Below are 18,959 nucleotides of genomic sequence, written 5' to 3' on the forward strand. Positions count from 1 at the left end.
GAACACAACCTCCATATAGATAGACCATATGGGCAGCAATTAAGTAGTTTTACATGTCAGATTTGGTTAGTCTTCATGCAACACCTGATGATTTAACCAAATTATTATGAAGAACAAGGATCGGAGTCATGAAAATTCAAAGGGTTATGGTAATCAAAGGCAATGATCCTGGAAATAATTTAGACGAAAAGCATAAAGATGAGGCAGTTCAGTCTTATTATAAAGAAGAAGCACCAAATGCCTACATGAAAAAAATATTAGGCAATACCGATAAAGAATTCTTAACTAATGCCGATGTGAAAAAACTAAAAGACGCATATGATAAATCTCATGACATTCGTAAATTTGAAATTGAACTTTATTGGAAAAGAACCACATACGTTTGGACGCTAATAGCTGCATTAATAACTGTTTGTGGCGTTTTAATGGCGGGATATTTCAGATTAACTTTAAACAAAGAAACGAAAGATGCACTGTTATGGATTGTAGCAGTTATTGCTATATTTGGCCTATTCATCACCATTATATCTTCGAGAATTCTACAAAGCGGTGAGTATTGGCAGAAAAACTGGGAATATCATGTTAATTTACTGGAACCTATTTTCTCTGGTAAGCTCTATGGAACTTTGCTTAATAAGAGCCAGCAGCGATATTCCATTGCTAAGTTAAACCAATTTCTTTATGTCTTAGTTCTTGTAGCTTGGTTACTTTTAGCAGAAGGAATCTATTTCATAATGTTCGACACTCCAAATGTCATATATTTTGGTATTCCTTTAATCTGCTTCGGAATATTTACAACAATAATAACAAAAACAATTGACTTTAAAACGCTGCGTAAATCAGAGACAGCAATGCTACATCTATCTCAGTGGGACGTTTCAATAATCGAAGAGAAAAAAATCAAAATAAAATGGAAAAAGTAAGAATTTTGGCCAAAAGGAAAATAATGGCAACCATCATCAATACACTTAAGATTATATGCTTGATTCTTTTGATAGCAATTTTCTCTACTATTCTTTATCGGCTCTATTCATAAAAAATAGGGATACCATATGGTATGCCCTTTTTACTTCCCAAATTTTTGTATATAGCTTTGAATCTCTACTTTATCCGTCGTAGTACCGGCAAGTAGTTCACTCTCCATCAAACGCCTTGTGTGCAGCCCGTAGCATAGTTTGTTCGGTTTACCGTGATGGTACTGAGAGCAATCATAGTAGTACTTACCATTTCTGTTTTCCCATTGTCCCTTAGAGTAATCTGACTTCCTCGGAGAGACGTAACGCTATTGCAGTACTGCCTTGCTTGCTTGTGCATAGTTACCTTTTGCAAGCCGCTTTTTAACTGTACTGCTATTCGCTGCGTTTATACCTGTGACCTGCTCCCCGTTGATTAATACACCGCGATGTTAGTAATGTCTTCATAAGCCACATGAGGACATCCCCATGAAGAAGCGTTTTTCCGACGAACAGATCATCAGTATTCTCCGCGAGGCTGAAGCCGGGGTTTCTGCCCGGGAACTCTGCCGTAAGCATGCTATTTCCAACGCCACCTTTTACACATTGCGCAAGAAGTATGGTGGTATGGTGGTATGGTGGTATGGTGGTGTCCTAGGTTAAGCGCTTGAAGTCGCTTAAGGAAGAGCACGCAAGACTCAAAAAGCTACTTGCCGGAGCCATGCTGGATAAGGAGGCACTTCAGGTGGCTCTATGCCGAAAGTACTGACGACAGACCAGAAGCGGGAAGCCGTGGAAGTCATGTGTGAGGTCGCCGGTCTGTCGCAACGTCGTGCCTGCAGGCTGGCAGGTTTGTCTCTTTCAACCTGCCGTTATTCAGCTCAGCGTCCGGCTGCTGACGCACAGCTATCTCTACGCATCACAGAGCTGGCGCCTGAACGCCGTCGCTTTGGTTACCGGCGGATCTGGCAGTTATTGCGTCGTTAGGGCCTTCACGTCAACCACAAGCGGGTATACCGCATTTATCAACTTAACGGCCTGAGTATGAAGCGCAGACGACGTTGTAAGGGTCTGGCGACTTAGCGGCTTCCGTTGCTTCGCCCGGATGCGCCCAATCTGACCTGGTCAATGGATTTCGTCATGGATGCACTGGACACCGGTCGCAGGATCAAGTCCCTTACCTGCGTCGATGAGTTCACAAAAGAATGCCTGACTGTCACTGTTGCCTTTGAGATTTCAGGCGTGCAGATCACGCGTATTCTGGACAGTACTGCGCTGTTTCGCGGCTATCCGGCTACGATAAGAACTGACCAGGGGCCGGAGTTTACCTGTAGAGCACTTGATCAGTGGGCCTTTGAGCATTGCGTGGAGCTGCGGCTTATTCAGCCCGGTAAACCGACACAGAACGGATTTATTGAGAGTTTTAACGGACGCTTTCGCGATGAATGCCTGAATGAACACTGGTTCAGCGACATCAGCCATGCCAGGAAAACCATCAGTGAATGGCATCAGGATTATAACGAATGTCGCCCGCACTCCACGCTGAATTATCAGACGCCGTCTGAATTTGCAGCGGGCTGGAGAAAGAGTAATTCTGAGAGTGAAGGATCTGACATTACTAACTGAGCCTTGTATCTAATACTGGGGGCAGGTCAAGGTGTGCCAACCAGAAAGATTGAGAGGTTTTTCTCCTTTCTTAGCTCACCTAGAAATTACGGAGAAAAAACAATCATTGCCTGGGGTGAGGCACAAAACCAGATAAGTAATGCCGCAAAAAACTAGCTTATAATGTGAATCTCCGGTCAACTCCATCAGAGACAATATTAATCATCGCTCATTCGATGGGTACTTAAGTGGTTCTTGAAAGTCTTGACATCATAGACAAGAAAAACAAGGTATTCTTGCTACTTATGGGAGGGATTTCTTCTGAGTTGGAATATGCCATGCTCGATTCATATGAAAATATTCTTGGAGCTTTCAATCTTTATTCAACTAATGATTTCATTTTAGAAAGATTACTAATCGAGATATGTTGTTACTCTACATCCGCTATAGGCACAACACCTATTTCAAGTAATAAATTTATTAACATCAAAACTAACTTTGGACATTCTGAATATATGCAAAGTGATTACGTATTGAGATACTTGTATTTGAGAAAATTTTTTGCTATAAAATCAAGCCCACTTGAATCCTTTGTAGAGGAAGTAAGTGAGGCATGGAACACGCTTAAAAATTCATTGAGTAACTTATAATTTAAGATTATAACAAGCCCTTCAGACCATTTTCTCTTTTAATTCCTCAAGAGTAAGTACTTCACTACCGCGATGCACCATTGCGTGACAGTTTGGACATAGAGGTATCATGTCAGCGATAGGATCTACCCTATAGCCCTCTCCTACAGTATGCAATGGCTTGATGTGATGGACGTGGATGAAGCCTTTACCGTGTTCACCATATATTTTCTCGAAGTCGAAATTACAGCATTTGCAGATAGTACCGTAATGGTCAATACAAGCTTGTCTAGCACGTGGATCACGTTCATAGGAGTTGACAGTTACCTGCTTCTTAGCCCCTTCTAAGTAGTTCTCAGGTGCTGGAATTTCATCTGGGAATGGATTGGGAAGGAAATCTGCGTACCAGACTGTACCTTCTTTCCTCAGAAAGCGTTTTTCGAGTTTACGCTCGAAGTTCTTAATAACTGCGACATCTGGATCATCTGGATGTTCTGAAAACTCCATATTGAAGGTATACAGCTCGTATCCCTCATGTACGAGTTTGATGTGTTCAAGTGCTTGTGTGTAGCCCGGTTGTTTTTTGTTCTTGGAATTGTACTCCCATATTTCCCGAAGTATTACGGCTCGCTTCTGCTCGCTTTCTACATCCCAAGTACCAAAAATTACCAACTTCTTTTCGTGGTTAACAAATGACCAACTCCAGGTCCAGTTGCTGCAAGTCGCGCCTTCTGACTGGATGAATTGCTTTCTGTTCATACGCATCTCCCTTTGAAGTATTTCTTTGTACATAAAAACGGCCTAACTGATCCAGTTTTTCAGTTGTTCTAACACTTACAATGATTATAAGGCAGGCGTTCACTTCGTCGGCTCTACTACGCAGCGATACTTGCCCAATCACTTTGAAGTACTTGATAGTTGTTAAGTACTTTTCTATGAGTTCAACACGAACAAACAAGGCAACGCCGCGTAGTTAATCACGGAGACGTCAGGCCAAATTACTTGCAAAGTAAGTACTGATTAGTAGCAGATGGACAGTAAACGAACCTGCTTCCCGTGGATTAGTAACATCCCGGTGTTAATCATGTCTTCAGCCCCCTGAGGACATTGCCATGAAGAAGCGATTTTCTGATGTACCAATCATCGCTATCGTCCGTACAGCTAAAACAGTCGGTTCAATTCGGGTAACTCAGCCGCAAAACAGATATATCAGACCCACAGCTTACACCAGGGGCAGGAAGTCTGGCGGCATTGGAGTCCCCAGGTAATAAATTAAAAGTCAGCCAGTTCAGCAATATGTTTGCCGCTACGCATTTCCAGAAAGTCGAGCAGGCGACGCGGCGTGACATTTAACACCCGATCCTCGGGAAAATCCACTTCGCGGGCAATCCGCAGACAGTGATCGAAATGGCCCAGCGTAAACGCGGTGTGGGAATCGGAGCCGAATGCCAGCCGTCCACCCGCATCACGCACGGCGGCGGCGATAGCGCGGCAGTTAGGTTCGCTGCCCGGACGCGAATGGGTAAAGGAGGAGTTGTTCAGCTCCAGCGCCACGTCGTAGTGCGCTGCGGCCTCGGCAATCGCCGGGATATCGACCGGGAATTTCGGGTTGCCCGGATGGCTGATGATATGAACCAGCCCGCCCGCCATGGCGGCGATCATCGCGTCTGTGTGATGCTTTCTGTCGCGCGGCGCATAAACCGGCTCATGAAAACCAGCGACGATTAAATCCAATGCATCGAGCATCGGGCCGGAACAGTCGATCTCACCCTGCTGGTTTTTAATGTTGGCTTCGATACCGCGCAGAATTCCCACGCCATCGATGACGCGCGGCCAGACGCGCATGTTAATGAAGTACCAGTAGTGCGGCGCATCAGCCATGTCGGGGCCGTGGTCGGTAATGGCAAACAGCTTCATGCCGGTTTGTTTCGCCTGGGTCACGTAGTCGTGCAGCGTGCTGTAAGCATGCGTGCTGGCGATGGTGTGCATATGCAGATCTACCGGATACATCCTCTTCTCCTGCTGAGTGCCCCTGCCGGGGCCGGTTCATTAGTAGCCGCGCTGACGATCTACCCTGCCCTGCGGCGGCTCGCCTGCCTGATCCTGGGTGATGGCGCGGGCGATGTAATCGATAGCTTCGTCGATCAAGGTTACCGCCGCATTATGAGGCGTGATCGTGACGCGCGGATGTGACCAGAGCGGATGCGCTTCGGGCAGCGGTTCAACCTGAAACACATCCAGCGCCGCCGCTTTCAGCTGACCGCTATTGAGCGCGGCCAGCAGATCCGCTTCCACCACCTGTGCGCCACGCGCGATGTTGAGGAAGAACGCGCCGTGCGGCAACTGCTCTAAAAAGGCGTGATCGATAAGATTAATGGTCTCGTGCGTGCTCGGCAGCAGGTTGATCACCACACGCGTCTCCTGCAAAAACGCAGGTAGCGCATCGCGTCCGGCAAAGCTGGTCACGCCGTCGATGGCTTTTGGTGAACGGCTCCAGACGCGTAGCGGGAATCCCCAGGGTTTCAGGCTCTCTGCCACGCTCTGTCCCAGCACGCCCGCGCCCAGAATCCCGACGGTGAAGCTTTCACGCGGGTAAGCAGGCAGCGGCTGCCAGCACTGTTGCTGCTGCTGAAGACGGTAGTCGTCAAAACGACGGAACCAGTTCAGTACGCTATGGACGGCATATTCCTGCATCTGGCGCGCCATCCCGGTATCTTCCAGCCGGTAGAGCGGCACGCTGTCGGGCAACATCTCAGGGTGCTGCTGCAGCTGTTTCAGGATCTCGTCAACGCCTGCACCCAGCGCAAAGACGCCGCGCAGTGTGGCACGTCCCTGCAGCATCTCTGCGGGGGGTGAACGGACCAGCGCATAATCTGCTGGTCCGTTGTCGCCTGGCTGCCAGGCACGCACACGCGCATGTGGCAGACGCTGTTGCAAACCGTTAATCCAGGCCGCTGCAGACTGCGACGGGTGATACCAGATGATCTCCATCCTGCTCTCCTTTTTTTCTTTCAGCGTCGGGGAAAAGTGAGGTGAGAGCAAGAAAAAACCCGCGTGAAAAAGCGGTTTTTTCCATAAAAATAATTCCCGTGGCTTCACATTTCCGGCTCGCTTCAGGGTGAAGTGGGCAGATAAGGTCTAAAGTTGGTCCTGTGGTCAATGCGTTACGCGCGGCCGCATTTCGGACAAGGAGAAAAACCGATGACAAAAATTGAGGTAAACGCCGACTCACGGCGTCAGCGTTATGCGCCCTTTCTGCTCACGTTGCTGCTGAGCGTACCCGCTTTCACCGCCCATGCCGACGACAACAGCCGCATGCTGAATAATCAGCCGCAGCCGCCGGACGTTCGTTTAGGGCCGCTGTTTAATGCCGTGCAGCAGGCGAAGTTCTATCCCGATCAGAAGACCTTTGCCGATGCGGTGCCGAAATTTGATCCCGCTTCGATTCTTGCCGACTGGCAGATGCAGAAGAAACAGCGCAATTTCGATCTCAAACGTTTTGTTGACGCTAACTTTACCCTGCCCGCTGCGGGCGACAAATATGTGCCGCCCGCCGGACAAAACCTGCGTGAGCACATCGATGGCCTGTGGCCGGTGCTGACGCGCACCACCAGCAGCGCCGGTCAGTATGACTCGCTGCTGCCGTTGCCTAAGCCCTATGTGGTGCCGGGCGGGCGTTTCCGCGAAGTCTATTACTGGGACAGCTACTTCACCATGCTGGGGCTGGCCGAGAGCGGACACTGGGATAAAGTCCAGGATATGACGGATAACTTCGCCTCGCTGCTTGACCGTTATGGCCACATCCCCAACGGCAACCGCAGCTACTACCTGAGCCGTTCACAGCCGCCGTTCTTCAGCCTGATGGTCGACCTGCTGGCGACGCACGATGACGGCAAAGCTTATACCCACTATCTGCCGCAGCTGCAGAAAGAGTACGACTACTGGATGGCCGACAGCGATAACGTCGCGGCGGGCGCAGCCAGCAAGCGGGTGATTAAGCTGGCAGATGGCACCCTGCTCAACCGCTACTGGGATGCGCGCGATGTACCACGCACCGAATCCTGGATGGATGATATTGCCACCGCGCAGAAAGCGCCGCAGCGCAATAAAGCTGAACTTTACCGCGATCTGCGTTCCGGTGCCGCATCGGGCTGGGATTTCAGCTCACGCTGGTTTACCGACGCGCACAACCTGTCGACAATCCGCACCACCCAACTGGCGCCGGTTGACCTGAACAGCCTGCTGTTCCATCTGGAGCAGACCCTGTCGAAAGGCTACCAGATGAACAAACAGAGCGATCTGGCGAAGCAGTACGCCGATCGCGCGGAGAAGCGCCAGGCGGCGATCAACCGCTATCTGTGGGACAGTAAACAGAACTGGTATGCCGACTATGACTGGCAGAAAAAGCAGGTTCATCCGCAGCTGACGGCTGCCGCGCTGTTCCCGCTCTATCTGCAGGTCGCCAGCGACAAGCAGGCTGAAAGCACCGCCAGCGCAGTTGAGAAGCAGTTGCTGAAGCCCGGTGGTCTGGTAACCACCACCGTGAACAACGGCCAGCAGTGGGATGCACCAAATGGCTGGGCACCGCTGCAGTGGGTTGCCGTGGAAGGTCTGGAGCATTACAACCAGCCAAAACTGGCGAAAGAGGTAGGCTTACGCTTCCTGCAAAACGTCCAGACAACCTATGACCGTGAGCATAAGCTGGTGGAGAAATATGTCGTCGACGGCAAAAATCTCGGCGGCGGTGGCGGCGGTGAGTATCCGCTCCAGGACGGCTTTGGCTGGACCAACGGCGTCACGCTGAAACTGCTCGATAAGTATTGTCCGAAAGATAAAACCTGTAACAGCGCCCACGATATTCCGCAGGCATCTGCCTCACAACCTTAACCCTCTCTGGATACCTCTGGCCTCACCGGAGGTATCCGCACGCCTTTTCAGCGAATTTTACTTGACCTTCTTACGTCAACAGGCAAAATTGCAGCCAATTTACAAAAGGTAATAATTCTCATTATGATAATGAGATTACCTATTAACAACTTTACTCACCTGCCTTAATCTTTGCTATGAAAGGAACTCCGATGAAACTGTCACTGTCGCTGAGAGGGTATATTCGCCTCTGCACCCTGGCGCTGACCGCGCCTGCTCTGAGTTTCGCTGCCGATATGGTGGTGACTGCACAACCGCAGGAAGACTCGACTTCACCGACCCAGGGCTATCTGGCGACGACCAGCCAGGGCGCAACCAAAAGCGATCGTCCGCTGATCACCACGCCGCAGTCGATATCCGTGGTCACCCGCCAGCAGATGCAGGATCAGGGCGCGCTGACCCTGAACCAGGCACTCGGCTACAGCTCCGGCGTCTTCACCAACTTTGGCGGTGCCGCGACCCGTTACGACACCATTGCGCTGCGCGGTTTCCACGGCGGTGATGTCGATAACACCTTCCTCGACGGCATGCGGCTGATGAGCGACGGCGGCAGTTTCAACGTATTGCAGGTCGATAACGCCTTCCTTGAGCGCATCGACGTGATCAAAGGCCCCTCTTCTGCACTCTATGGTCAGACAGTGCCAGGCGGCCTGGTCAATATGGTGACCAAACGTCCGCAGTTCGCCGAGGAGGGTCACATCCAGCTGCAGGCAGGCAGTAATGCCACCACCGGCACGATGTTTGACTATACCAATGCGATCAACGACCAGTGGGCGTTTCGCCTGACCGGCGTGACCCGCAACAGTGATACGCAGTACGATCACACCCGCGAAGAGAAATATGCGCTGATGCCGCAACTGATGTGGCAGCCGGATGAAGATACCCATCTGATCCTGAAAGCCTATCTGCAGAAAGATCCGTCAGGTGGTTATCACGGGTCCGTGCCGGGCGACGGCAGCCTCACCGAACACAACGGCTACAAGCTGAGCAATGGCTTTTATGAGGGCAACAGCGACCTCGATCAGTTCAAGCGCCGCGAGCAGATCTACAGCTTCGACTTCGCTCATCGCTTTAACGACGTCTGGTCATTCTCCTCAACCGGCAGCTACAGCCACTCCAATGTCGATCTCGATCAGGTCTATCAGATTGGCTGGGACGAAAATAATCCCGATCTGCTGAACCGCTACTACTCTGGCGAGCGCTCGTCGCTCTCTGCCTGGTCTACCGATAACCGTTTACAGGCAGAGTTTGATACGGGCGAATTGGAGCACCGCGTCACGGTAGGTGCCGAGTATCATCGTTATAAAAATGAGATCAGTGAGGCGGGCGGTTCGGCTAACCAGCTCAATGCCCTGACCGGCGAGCAGGTGGGCGAAATGCCGTCTCAGAGCTGGGCGGATAAAACCCGTCGCTACTACCAGACCGGCCTCTATCTGCAGGATGAGATGAAGCTGGATCGCTGGCATCTGGATCTCTCCGGCCGTTACGATCGCATCGTCGCCAATAACAGCGGCAGCGATCGCCGTCAGGATGATCACATCAGCGGACGCGCGGCACTGCTCTATGCCTTCGACAACGGTATCTCACCTTACGTGAGCTGGAGCCAGGCGATTACTCCGACCGCGCTCACCGATCCCAACAATAATCTGCTGAAGCCGACCACCGCCGAGCAGTATGAAGCCGGGGTGAAATATCAGCCCAATGGCACCCGCGATCTCTATAGCGTGGCGGTCTATGACCTGACGCAGAAAGATGTGGCGAACCGCAACGTGCTGACGGCGACCTATTCGCCATCAGGCAAAGTTCACTCACAGGGTATCGAGCTGGAAGCGCGTAATCAGCTCACCCCGCGTCTGAGCACCGTGGCGAGCTATACGCTGAATCATCTGCGCTTTAAAGATTCGGTGGATGGCAACAGCGGACATACACCGTACGTCACCCCCAACAGCATGGCAGCACTCTGGGGTCACTATCAGTTTGATTACGGTCTGAGTGCGGGTGCAGGCGTGCGTTACATCGGCAAACAGTGGGCGGACAATGAAAACACCACGCGCGTGCCGTCAGTGACGCTGTTTGATGCGTCAGTGCGGGCCGATCTTGGCGTCTGGAACAGCAGCCTGAAAGGGGCCTGGGTTCAGGTCAACGCCAACAACCTGACCGATCGTACTTATGTGGCGGGCTGCTACGGCACAGGCTACTGCTACTGGGGTGCGGAACGCAGCGTGATGGCGACCGTTGGTTACGACTTCTGATTAAAAGTAAAAGATAAAAAAAGGGGACGAATCGCTTCGTCCCCTTTTTTGTTGAAACCGTTACGGTTAACTGCGTACTTTGCGGTATACGAACAGCACCACGATGGCACCGATAACAGCGACCACAAAGCTTCCGAAGTTAAACCCGTCGACGCGGCCGAAGCCAAACAGCGTACTGATCCAGCCACCCACTACGGCACCGATAATACCCAGAACGATAGTCAGAATGAAACCGCCACCGTCTTTACCCGGCATAATCCACTTCGCCAGAATACCCGCGATTAAGCCAAAGACGATCCAGGAAATAATACCCATCTGTTGCTCCTTCCTTTTTATGATTAAAGCGTGAACGCCTGATTTATCAAGCGGTTTACCGCGATAAGTATAGCCAGCTTTTTGAAAAACGCCTCACGGGTCACACTATTTTTTAAGAATTCACCGGCTAAAGCTTTTTTTTGCCGCGCCGATAACCGGGATGAGGCAAAAAAACAGCATAAATACAGTAACCCCTTGCGGAGCAGGACGTGAAAGAAGCCGACCAGGAACAATATTTAAAACGTGGCACGCTGGCGGTTCTGGGCGTAATGAAAGATCTGCTGCACCTGCAGACGCCACTACTGGTGCGCTTCGCGCGCGGGCAGTTTATCAGCCGGATGCTGGCTGCCGATGAAGATCGCCTGCTGTTTGACCTGGGCAGTAATAATCTGGATAACGAATACGCCCTGACCAGCGACGATCTCAGCATTACCGCTGAAACCTATGGCGCGAAGGTAGAGTTCAGCCTTGCCTCGCTGGAGAGGGTGGAGTTTGAAGGATTACCCGCCTTCAGCGCACCGTTGCCGGAGCTACTGTGGCAGATTCAGCGACGGGAATTCTTCCGCGTCTGCGCCCCGATGGAGCCGCAGTTCTGGTGTCATACCCTGTGGCCGGATGGCAGTAAAACGCGCCTGCGTTTACAGGATCTGTCACTGGGCGGCATCGGCGTGCTGGTGGATGAACCGCTGCCGGACGGGTTACAGAACGGCGACAGCTTCAATTCGTTCCGGGTCGAGCTGGGCGAGTATGGCATTTTTGACGTGCCGGTGAAGCTGCTGCACATTGGCGAGCGTTGCGTGGTGACCCGCAAGAATGAAACCCGCATTACGCCCCGACTGAGCTTTCGCTTTGCCACGCTGAACCCGGCGCAGGAGCGGCAGCTTCAGCAGATTATTTTTGCTCTTGAGCGACTGGCTCGCGATAAATCGACCCGTTTCCAGTAACGTCTTCAGGGATGCGCCACACAGGTGGGCCGCATCCAGGCTATGCTTCTTGCTTGTTTTCTTTTAAACCGGAACCCAGCAAGGAGACCCTCCCCAATGGAAAACTGGCTCTCTTCACGTCGTTTTCACTCCCTCTTTTTTAATCAGGAACTCTGGCTCAACAGCGCCATCGTGGTGGTTTCCACGCTGGTGATTTACTGGGTATTACGTACCCTGATTCGCTTTATCTCCAACCGGATTGCGCTTTACAGCGAACATCGTCATGTCCGCGCGACCGCGATTCTGGTGGAGATACTGCGCAGCACCAGCCAGACCCTGCTGCTGATCTTTTCACTGCTGATTGCCCTGAAGTTTGTGGACCTGCCCGAATCCTGGAGCGTGACCATCGCACACGGCTGGTTCCTGGCGCTGATCGTACAGCTCGCGCTGTGGATCGACTGCGGCATCCGGCTCTGGCTGAAAAGCCTGCTGCGCGACCCGCTGCATGTGCGTAACCCGGTGACGACGGTGATCCTCGGGATTCTGCTGCGGGTCGTGGTCTGGATCATGATGTTCCTGGCCATTCTGTCGAACATGGGCATCAATATTACCGCACTGGTCGCCAGCCTGGGCGTCGGGGGGATCGCGATTGCGCTGGCGATTCAGACCGTGCTGAGCGATGTGTTTGCGTCGCTGGCGATAGGCTTCGATAAGCCGTTCGAGCATGGCGATTTTATTGTCTTTGGTGATATAGCCGGTTCCATTGAACATATCGGCCTGAAAACCACCCGGCTGCGCAGCCTGAGTGGTGAGCAGATCGTCTGCTCAAACACCATTCTGTTGCAGCAGACCATCCACAACTACAAGCGTATGCAGCAGCGCCGCATCGTGTTTAAGTTTGGCATCAGCTATGCCACGCCTTCTGAGCAGGTGCGCCAGATCAGCCCGCTGGTGAAAGAGATTATCCAGGGCGTTGAGACCACCCGTTTTGACCGCGCCCACTTCCTGGCTTTCGAGGACTCAAAGCTGACTTTTGAAGTGGTCTATTTTGTGCTGGATGCGGATTACAACAAGTACATGGATATACAGCAGGAGATTAACCTGCAGCTCATGGCGGCTCTTGAAGAGCGCAATATCCGCTTCGCCTTCCCGATCCGTCAGGTTGAGTTCAGCGGGGGTAATCTGCCGCCGGTGGATTTGGTTGCCGTGGAAAGTGACGATGGCGAAGTGCGCAGAATGGCGCGCTAACATGCCCGCCCTCCTGTCCTGAAAATGGCGGGCTATGAAGCCGATGCGGCCAGAACCGTGGTCGCATCGGCTTCATGGCCCGCATTGCCCTTATCGCGTTCTGCGATTCACTCTCATCGCTTACTGATGCCGGTAACAACTCACGCCGAGATACTCACTGAATGCTTCCTGCAGCACACCGGCCGTAGCAGAGTGGTTCATCGCCACGTGATGCTCAAAGCCATTGCGGCAGATCCACGCCAGCAGCGTCTCCAGCTGCGGCACCTGAATGACCGCGCGACAGCCGATCGTGTCCAGTGGATCGGTGACCGACATGCCTTCGCCCACATAGGCTTTAATTTCGCCGCTGAAGTCGTCGGTCGAGAGGCGGAAATAGGTGAGGTCGCCCTGCTTCATCCGGCCATGCACCGCACCGCAGGTGTTCTCTTTGCCCACGGTGGTGCCAATAATATCCGCCGTGCCCATGGTCGGTGACTCCAGGCTGGCGCTGGCAAAATTTCCGCAGTGAAACAGCACGCATTTGTCCCGCTCATCGCCAAAGTTGTTGTTCCAGTCCGCCAGTGAAGCAGGACTCAGCGAACAGCTGGCGAGCGCATACATCGACAGCGCGCCCATCACGTCCACTTCACAGGCGCTGGGCATCAGCTGTCCCGACATCACGCTCATGATAGAGCAGACGTTGATGCCCAGGTTTTCCTGCAGCGACGTCCAGCACTGAATAGCCGTCGTGTCGATATCGTTGTCACTGATCCACTCGCTGATCACCACAAACAGTTTGGCCATAGTCACCAGTTTGTCGCCCGGAATGCCGCGCGCATCTGCGTTGGCTTCCAGGATCTCGCGCTTCTCTGCCACGCGGATATCGTCATCACGCAGCCGGTTAGTGCGGGTAAAAATCTCCGATAGATCCAGGGTTTCTACTGCGATGCCCATCTTCTCCAGCAGCTTTTCGCTGTAGCGGACGGTGTTGAATCCGGCGGGCCGCGCACCAATCGCGCCAACGCGAACCCGCCGCATCGCATTCACTACCCGGCAGAGCTGGCTGAAGCGCTGTAAATCCTGCTGAAAAACCTCGCCGCTCAGGGCGCAGACGTGCTGGCGGGTCAGGGTAAACGGAATGCCATACTGCCGCAGGTTGTTGCAGAGCGAAATTTTGCCGCAGAAGCTGTCACGGCGGGTCGCCAGCCCCATTTTATCCAGGTTGTCCTCTTCCGCCTGCACCAGTACCGGCACATTCAGCCCGGCCAGACGAAGCGCTTCGGCAATGGCCTTTTCATCACCAAAGTTAGGCAGCAGCACCACAATGCCGTGAATTGCTTCGCGATGCTGACGAAACAGCGCAGCACAGGTTTTAGCCTCCTGCCGCGTCTCGACGCCGCCCAGATTGGTCTGCGTTTCATCCAGCATCACCGTATTAATGTTCATCTTTTCAAACAGCGCAACCGCCTGCTGGCGCGCCTCGCCCACCAGATAGCTGGGAAAAAATCCCCGGTTGCCAATGATGACACCGAAGGTTAACTGCTGAGGAAGTGTTGACATGGCTCTGCTCCGGTTAAGGATTAATGTGGCTGATAACGACAGCGTGCAACGGCGTCGATCCAGCCTTTATAGTTTTCCTGCATACGCTGCGCGTGCTCTTCACGCGGCATGATGACGCTCCCGCCCTGCAGCGCCTGCATATCACTGCCCTGCTGCCACCATCCCAGTACTTTGCCCGCCAGCAGCGCCGCGCCCAGCGCGGATACTTCGGCGGTCGGCACCCGCTGCAGCGGCCGCTGTAACACATCCGCCTGTAACTGCATCAGCCAGCTGTTTTCGGTGGCGCTACCATCCACACAGAGGGCCGGGAGCTGCTGGCCGCTGGCCTGCTCCATCGCAAAAAAGACGTCGGCGATTTGCCAGACGATCGACTCCAGCGCGACACGCGCCAGTACGTCGGGCGTGGCGGCGTCCGTCAGTCCGCATACCATGCCGCGCGCCTGCAGATCCCACCAGGGCGCGCCCAGGCCGGAGAGCGCCGGGACAAAATAGATGCCCTGATTGTCGTCGCAGCGCTGCGCCATGGCGGTCAGCACACGCGGATCCTGCACGCCGAGCAGTTTGCCCAGCCAGGCGGCACCGGAACCGGTGTGGGTGATGTTGCCTTCAAACGCATAACGCAGCGTGCCGTCGTGCCAGGCCACGGTGGTGCTGAGGCCATTTTCCGTCAGTAGCGGCGTCGCCATCGACATCATCAGTGAGGAGCCGGTGCCGTAGGTGGCTTTCACCACTTCTGACTCGCCGCGCCGCTGTGCCTGCAGCGCAGCATGGGAGTCACCGATGCGCGCCAGAATGGGCGTGCCGGGCGCTAAGCCGGGAATGTCACGCACCGCGACCACGCCCTGTTCGCTGGCGGAGGAGGTAATACGTGGCAGCGCGGCGCGCGGTAGCTGAAACAGCGACAGCAGCTCGTCGTCCCAGTCATTAAGATGCAGACTATAAAGTTGAGTGCGGGCGGCGTTGGCGTGATCGGTAACGAATACCTCACCTGCGCTGAGCTGCCAGCTGAGCCAGCTGTCGACGGTGCCGATGCAAAGCTCACCGGCTGCGGCCCGCGCCGCACCGTCGGGAATGGCGGCCAGCATCCCGGTCAGCTTGGCGGCCGGAAACATCGGATCAACGGCCAGCCCGGTTAAGCCGGTAATACGTGGCGCTTTGCCCGCCTGGTGCAGATTGCGACAGAATGCCTCTGAGCGTCGATCCTGCCAGCTCACCAGTGGCGTCAGCGGCTGACCATCACGCCGCTGCCAGATCAGCACCGACTCGCGCTGATTGCTGATCGCCACGGCCGCAACAGGCGCGCCATCACAGGCTGACAGACACTGGATGATTGCCTGCTTTACCGCCTGCCAGATTGCCATAGGGTCCTGCTCCGCCAGTCCGGGCTGCGGATGTTGCAGGGTTAAACTCTGGCTGCCGCGCGCCACGACGCGGCCACTGCGATCAACCGCAATCGCCTTGGCGTTGGTGGTGCCTTCGTCGATCGCCAGAATCAGGGGTCCCACCATGTTTATGCTCCTGCGCAGATGCGTGCTGCACTGTTGACTACGCTGCTGGCATCAATGCCATGACGGGCACGGGTCGAGGCGCGATCGCCGGCAATCGCATATTCGCCATCCGGAATGCCGAGCCGTAACAGCGGGATGCCGCAGCCGCCTTCCGCCAGCACTTCGGCCACCAGGCTGCCGACACCACCATTGACGTTGTGCTCTTCTACGGTAATCACCGCTGGGTAGTGATTTAACAGGTTGCGCAGCTGTTGGGTATCACAGGGACGAATCGATGGAACCGCGATCACACCGGCTGAAATGCCCTGTTCAGCCAGTTGCTCAGCGGCGTGAACCACCTCGTGAACCGTTGAGCCCATCGCCACCAGCGCGATGTCGCTGCCTTCCCGCAACAGGTCGATCGCACCCGGACTGAACCGGTAGCTTTCGTCGTGCAGCTGCGGCAAATCTTTGCCGTCCAGACGGATATAGACCGGGCCGACATGCTCAAGGGCGTAGTCGATGATCTGGCGGCACTCCAGCGGGCAGGAAGGCGCATAGATCTCGATATTGCCGAAACCGCGCATCACCGCGATATCATCAATGCTGTGGTGGGTGCTGGCTAATGGGCCATAGCTGGCCCCGGCATTCAGCCCGAACAGTTTGACGTTGGTATTGTTGTAACAGACGTCCACTTTCACCTGCTCATTGGCGCGTGATACCAGAAACGGCGCGGCGTTACAGGTCACCGCAACTTTGCCGCCCAGCGCCAGCCCGGCCGCTGTGCCCACCAGCGTCTGCTCGGCGATGCCGACGTTGATCAGCCGGTCGGGAAACGCCTTGATAAAGGGGGCGATTTTGGCGGTTGAGGTGGAGTCAGCTACCACCGGCACCAGATCCACGCCGCGATTCACCGCGTCGATAAAGGCCGTTACCATGACGCTTGCTAAATGTTGTGCATTACTCATCTTTCAGTTCCTCCAGTGCCAGCGCGATCTCTTCGCCTTTCGGCACCCGGTGATGCCATTCGGCTTTGCTCTGAATAAAGGAGATACCAAATCCCTTTTCGGTATGTGCCACGATCACCTGCGGCTTGCCGTTCTTCGGCAGATTTTCAATAGTGTCGACGACCGCCGCCATCTCATTGCCGTTGCATTCGGTGACCTCCAGCCCGAAGGCGCGCCATTTTTCCGGCAGCGGATCGGTGTTCATGATGTCGCGGGTCGCGCCCGCCAGTTGCAGCTTGTTCTTGTCATTAATGATGATCAGGTTGTCGAGGCCGTAATGCGCTGCGACCAGTGCTGCCTCCCAGTTGCTGCCTTCGGCCAGTTCCCCGTCGCCGGTCACCACAAAGATGCGGCGCGAGCTGTTATCTTTTTTCGCTGCGATAGCGATGCCCACCGCCACCGGCAGTCCGTGTCCCAGTGCGCCGGTATTCAGCTCAACGCCAGGCGTTTTCTGCCGCACCGGATGGCCGGGCAGATGTGAGTCGGCATGCTGATAAGTTGCCAGCCAGTCGGTCGGAAAGTAGCCCGCTTCCGCCAGCACGCAGTAATAACCGCCCACCGCGTGTCCTTTAGACTGGATGTAGATGTCACGCTGATCGTCGTCAGTGCGATCCGGGGCGCAGTTCAGAATGCGGAAGTAAAGCGCGGTGAGGATCTCCACCTGCGACAGATCGGCACCGGTATGACCACCTGCCGGGCTGCCCGCATTCAGCTGGATAATGCGACGACGGATAGCACGCGCCCGACGCTCAAGGTCTTCGACCGGAAGATTGAAAGGATTCATACACTACCTCTGAATTTTAAATCGGTTATGAATATATATTCATGTCGGTTAAAAAAATTTCTGCCAGAAAAGGCGTGCCTTACACTGGCGCTCCCCTTTGTATGCCACTCTGCCCGTTAACCCGTGCAGGCCATCCCCGTGAGCAGAAACATGCAGCAGTTCCGCCTGCCTGGCTCAGTGCGTTTAGGATTTTGCTGGTGAGCCCTCCTCGATTAATGCTTTCTGTGCCACCACCGCCGCCTTCTGCTGCATCCGGCTCTGAGTCTGGTCGATAATGACCGCGATGATGATGACAATGCCCTTAATGACCATCTGCCAGAATTCGCTGACACCCATCATGATCAGGCCATCCGCCAGAAAGCCGATGACAAACGCCCCAATCAGCGTGCCGACAATGGTGCCGCGTCCGCCCGCCAGCGAGGTGCCGCCCAGCACCACGGCGGCAATCGCGTTCATCTCAAACGCGGTGCCGTTCGCCGGATGGCTGGCGACCAGCTGCGATGAGACCACGATGCCGGCAATGGCTGCACAGAAGCCCGACAGGGTGTAGACCAGAATTTTCACCTGCCGGATTTTCACCCCCGACAGTTCAGCGGCACGCTCGTTGTCGCCGATGGCATAGACCTGACGGCCAAACGGCAGACGACGGGCGATATAGGCGATGACCAGCGCCAGCAGCACCATCATCCAGATGGCATACGGCAGCCCGAGAAACGTCCCCGCACCAATCCTGTCGAAACCGGTATTGCCCAGTAGCGGATTGCCCTGCAAACCGGGAAAGGTCTCGCCGCCAGAGGTAAGCATTGCCGCCCCGCGCAGGATGTACATGGTGCCGAGGGTGCAGATAAAGGGGGCCACATTGTAGCGGGTAATGATCCAGCCGTTGCCCGCGCCAATCAGCGCGCCGACCAACAGCACCACCGGCACAATGACCCAGACGCTGGGAAAGATAGCGATGCCAAACATCGGCAGCACAATCCCTTTAGTGATCAGCCAGCCGGCGATCATGCCGCATAGCCCTAAGGTGGCCCCAATCGACAGGTCAATGCCTGCGGTGATAATGACAAAGGTGATGCCCAGCGCCAGAAAGGCGTTGATGGCGATATGTTTCACCATGATCACCAGGCTGCCGGTGGCGAGAAAGTCCGGCACGGTGATGGCGAAGAAGCCGACAATCAGAATCAGCGCAATAAAGGTGCGCAGTTTCAGAAGCAGCAGCAGAATGCTTTCGCGTGAACTGAACGCTTTAGCCGGAAGTGTGTTCAGCGCGACGCTGTTATTGCTTTTCATG

The 18,959-nt window shown here is 54.3% G+C and carries 15 protein-coding genes and 1 pseudogene; 7 read left to right on the forward strand and 9 right to left on the reverse strand.

The genetic code is table 11. From position 1 onward, the window contains the following. The first annotated feature begins 128 nt into the window (after positions 1 to 128). The 3 genes and pseudogenes from IV493_RS10385 to IV493_RS10395 all read left to right on the forward strand — a co-directional run bounded on the left by IV493_RS10385 (position 129) and on the right by IV493_RS10395 (position 3,208). On the forward strand, positions 129 to 923 hold the full coding sequence (locus tag IV493_RS10385) for a hypothetical protein (protein WP_195857104.1): 795 nt from the start codon (positions 129 to 131) through the stop codon (positions 921 to 923). Between the two features lie 519 nt (positions 924 to 1,442). After that, positions 1,443 to 2,579: pseudogene (locus tag IV493_RS10390) on the forward strand (IS3 family transposase). Positions 2,580 to 2,806: 227 nt separating this feature from the next. Further along, a complete protein-coding gene (locus IV493_RS10395; protein WP_195857105.1) occupies positions 2,807 to 3,208 on the forward strand; it encodes a hypothetical protein in 402 nt (133 codons plus the stop codon). 21 nt (positions 3,209 to 3,229) lie between these two features. On the opposite strand, the gene IV493_RS10400 is transcribed toward IV493_RS10395, so the two are convergent. The 3 genes from IV493_RS10400 to ghrA form a co-directional block, all read right to left on the reverse strand. After that, a complete protein-coding gene (locus tag IV493_RS10400; RefSeq protein ID WP_195857106.1) occupies positions 3,230 to 3,946 on the reverse strand; it encodes an HNH endonuclease in 717 nt (238 codons plus the stop codon). Positions 3,947 to 4,459: 513 nt separating this feature from the next. Then, the gene (locus IV493_RS10405) at positions 4,460 to 5,197 is read right to left on the reverse strand and encodes a phosphatase (protein ID WP_195857107.1); all 738 of its coding nucleotides are present in this window, start codon (positions 5,195 to 5,197) and stop codon (positions 4,460 to 4,462) included. Between the two features lie 39 nt (positions 5,198 to 5,236). After that, the gene (gene ghrA, locus IV493_RS10410; protein ID WP_110331745.1) at positions 5,237 to 6,178 is read right to left on the reverse strand and encodes a glyoxylate/hydroxypyruvate reductase GhrA; all 942 of its coding nucleotides are present in this window, start codon (positions 6,176 to 6,178) and stop codon (positions 5,237 to 5,239) included. A gap of 210 nt (positions 6,179 to 6,388) precedes the next feature. On the opposite strand from ghrA, the gene treA reads away from it, so the two are divergent. Together treA and IV493_RS10420 are read left to right on the forward strand one after the other, a co-directional pair. After that, a complete protein-coding gene (gene treA / locus IV493_RS10415) occupies positions 6,389 to 8,074 on the forward strand; it encodes an alpha,alpha-trehalase TreA (RefSeq protein ID WP_195857108.1) in 1,686 nt (561 codons plus the stop codon). Between the two features lie 191 nt (positions 8,075 to 8,265). Then, positions 8,266 to 10,365, forward strand: coding sequence for a TonB-dependent siderophore receptor (locus tag IV493_RS10420; protein ID WP_195857109.1), 2,100 nt, complete (start codon positions 8,266 to 8,268; stop codon positions 10,363 to 10,365). 66 nt (positions 10,366 to 10,431) lie between these two features. Here the strand turns inward: IV493_RS10420 and IV493_RS10425 are convergent, their stop codons facing one another. Continuing rightward, the gene (locus IV493_RS10425) at positions 10,432 to 10,680 is read right to left on the reverse strand and encodes a GlsB/YeaQ/YmgE family stress response membrane protein (RefSeq protein WP_013357556.1); all 249 of its coding nucleotides are present in this window, start codon (positions 10,678 to 10,680) and stop codon (positions 10,432 to 10,434) included. 209 nt (positions 10,681 to 10,889) lie between these two features. Between IV493_RS10425 and IV493_RS10430 the strand changes: the two genes are divergently transcribed. Beyond that, on the forward strand, positions 10,890 to 11,624 hold the full coding sequence (locus tag IV493_RS10430) for a flagellar brake protein (protein ID WP_195857110.1): 735 nt from the start codon (positions 10,890 to 10,892) through the stop codon (positions 11,622 to 11,624). A 96-nt stretch (positions 11,625 to 11,720) separates the two neighbouring features. After that, positions 11,721 to 12,851 (forward strand): mechanosensitive ion channel family protein, encoded by a 1,131-nt coding sequence (locus IV493_RS10435; RefSeq protein ID WP_013357554.1) that lies wholly within the window; start codon positions 11,721 to 11,723, stop codon positions 12,849 to 12,851. 120 nt (positions 12,852 to 12,971) lie between these two features. On the opposite strand, the gene IV493_RS10440 is transcribed toward IV493_RS10435, so the two are convergent. The 5 genes from IV493_RS10440 to IV493_RS10460 form a co-directional block, all read right to left on the reverse strand. After that, positions 12,972 to 14,390, reverse strand: coding sequence for an L-fucose/L-arabinose isomerase family protein (locus IV493_RS10440; protein ID WP_195857111.1), 1,419 nt, complete (start codon positions 14,388 to 14,390; stop codon positions 12,972 to 12,974). Between the two features lie 20 nt (positions 14,391 to 14,410). After that, positions 14,411 to 15,898 (reverse strand): FGGY family carbohydrate kinase, encoded by a 1,488-nt coding sequence (locus IV493_RS10445; protein ID WP_195857112.1) that lies wholly within the window; start codon positions 15,896 to 15,898, stop codon positions 14,411 to 14,413. Positions 15,899 to 15,900: 2 nt separating this feature from the next. After that, a complete protein-coding gene (locus IV493_RS10450; RefSeq protein WP_013357551.1) occupies positions 15,901 to 16,845 on the reverse strand; it encodes a transketolase family protein in 945 nt (314 codons plus the stop codon). Further along, complete coding sequence (locus IV493_RS10455; protein ID WP_033732315.1) at positions 16,838 to 17,668, reverse strand: transketolase; 831 nt, start codon at positions 17,666 to 17,668, stop codon at positions 16,838 to 16,840. Before IV493_RS10455 ends, IV493_RS10450 begins: the two co-directional genes overlap by 8 nt. A gap of 183 nt (positions 17,669 to 17,851) precedes the next feature. Continuing rightward, complete coding sequence (locus IV493_RS10460; RefSeq protein WP_195857113.1) at positions 17,852 to 18,958, reverse strand: ABC transporter permease; 1,107 nt, start codon at positions 18,956 to 18,958, stop codon at positions 17,852 to 17,854. Between the last annotated feature and the right edge of the window lies 1 nt (position 18,959).

The organism is Pantoea sp. SM3640, assembly GCF_015654165.1.
Lineage (GTDB): Bacteria > Pseudomonadota > Gammaproteobacteria > Enterobacterales > Enterobacteriaceae > Pantoea > Pantoea vagans.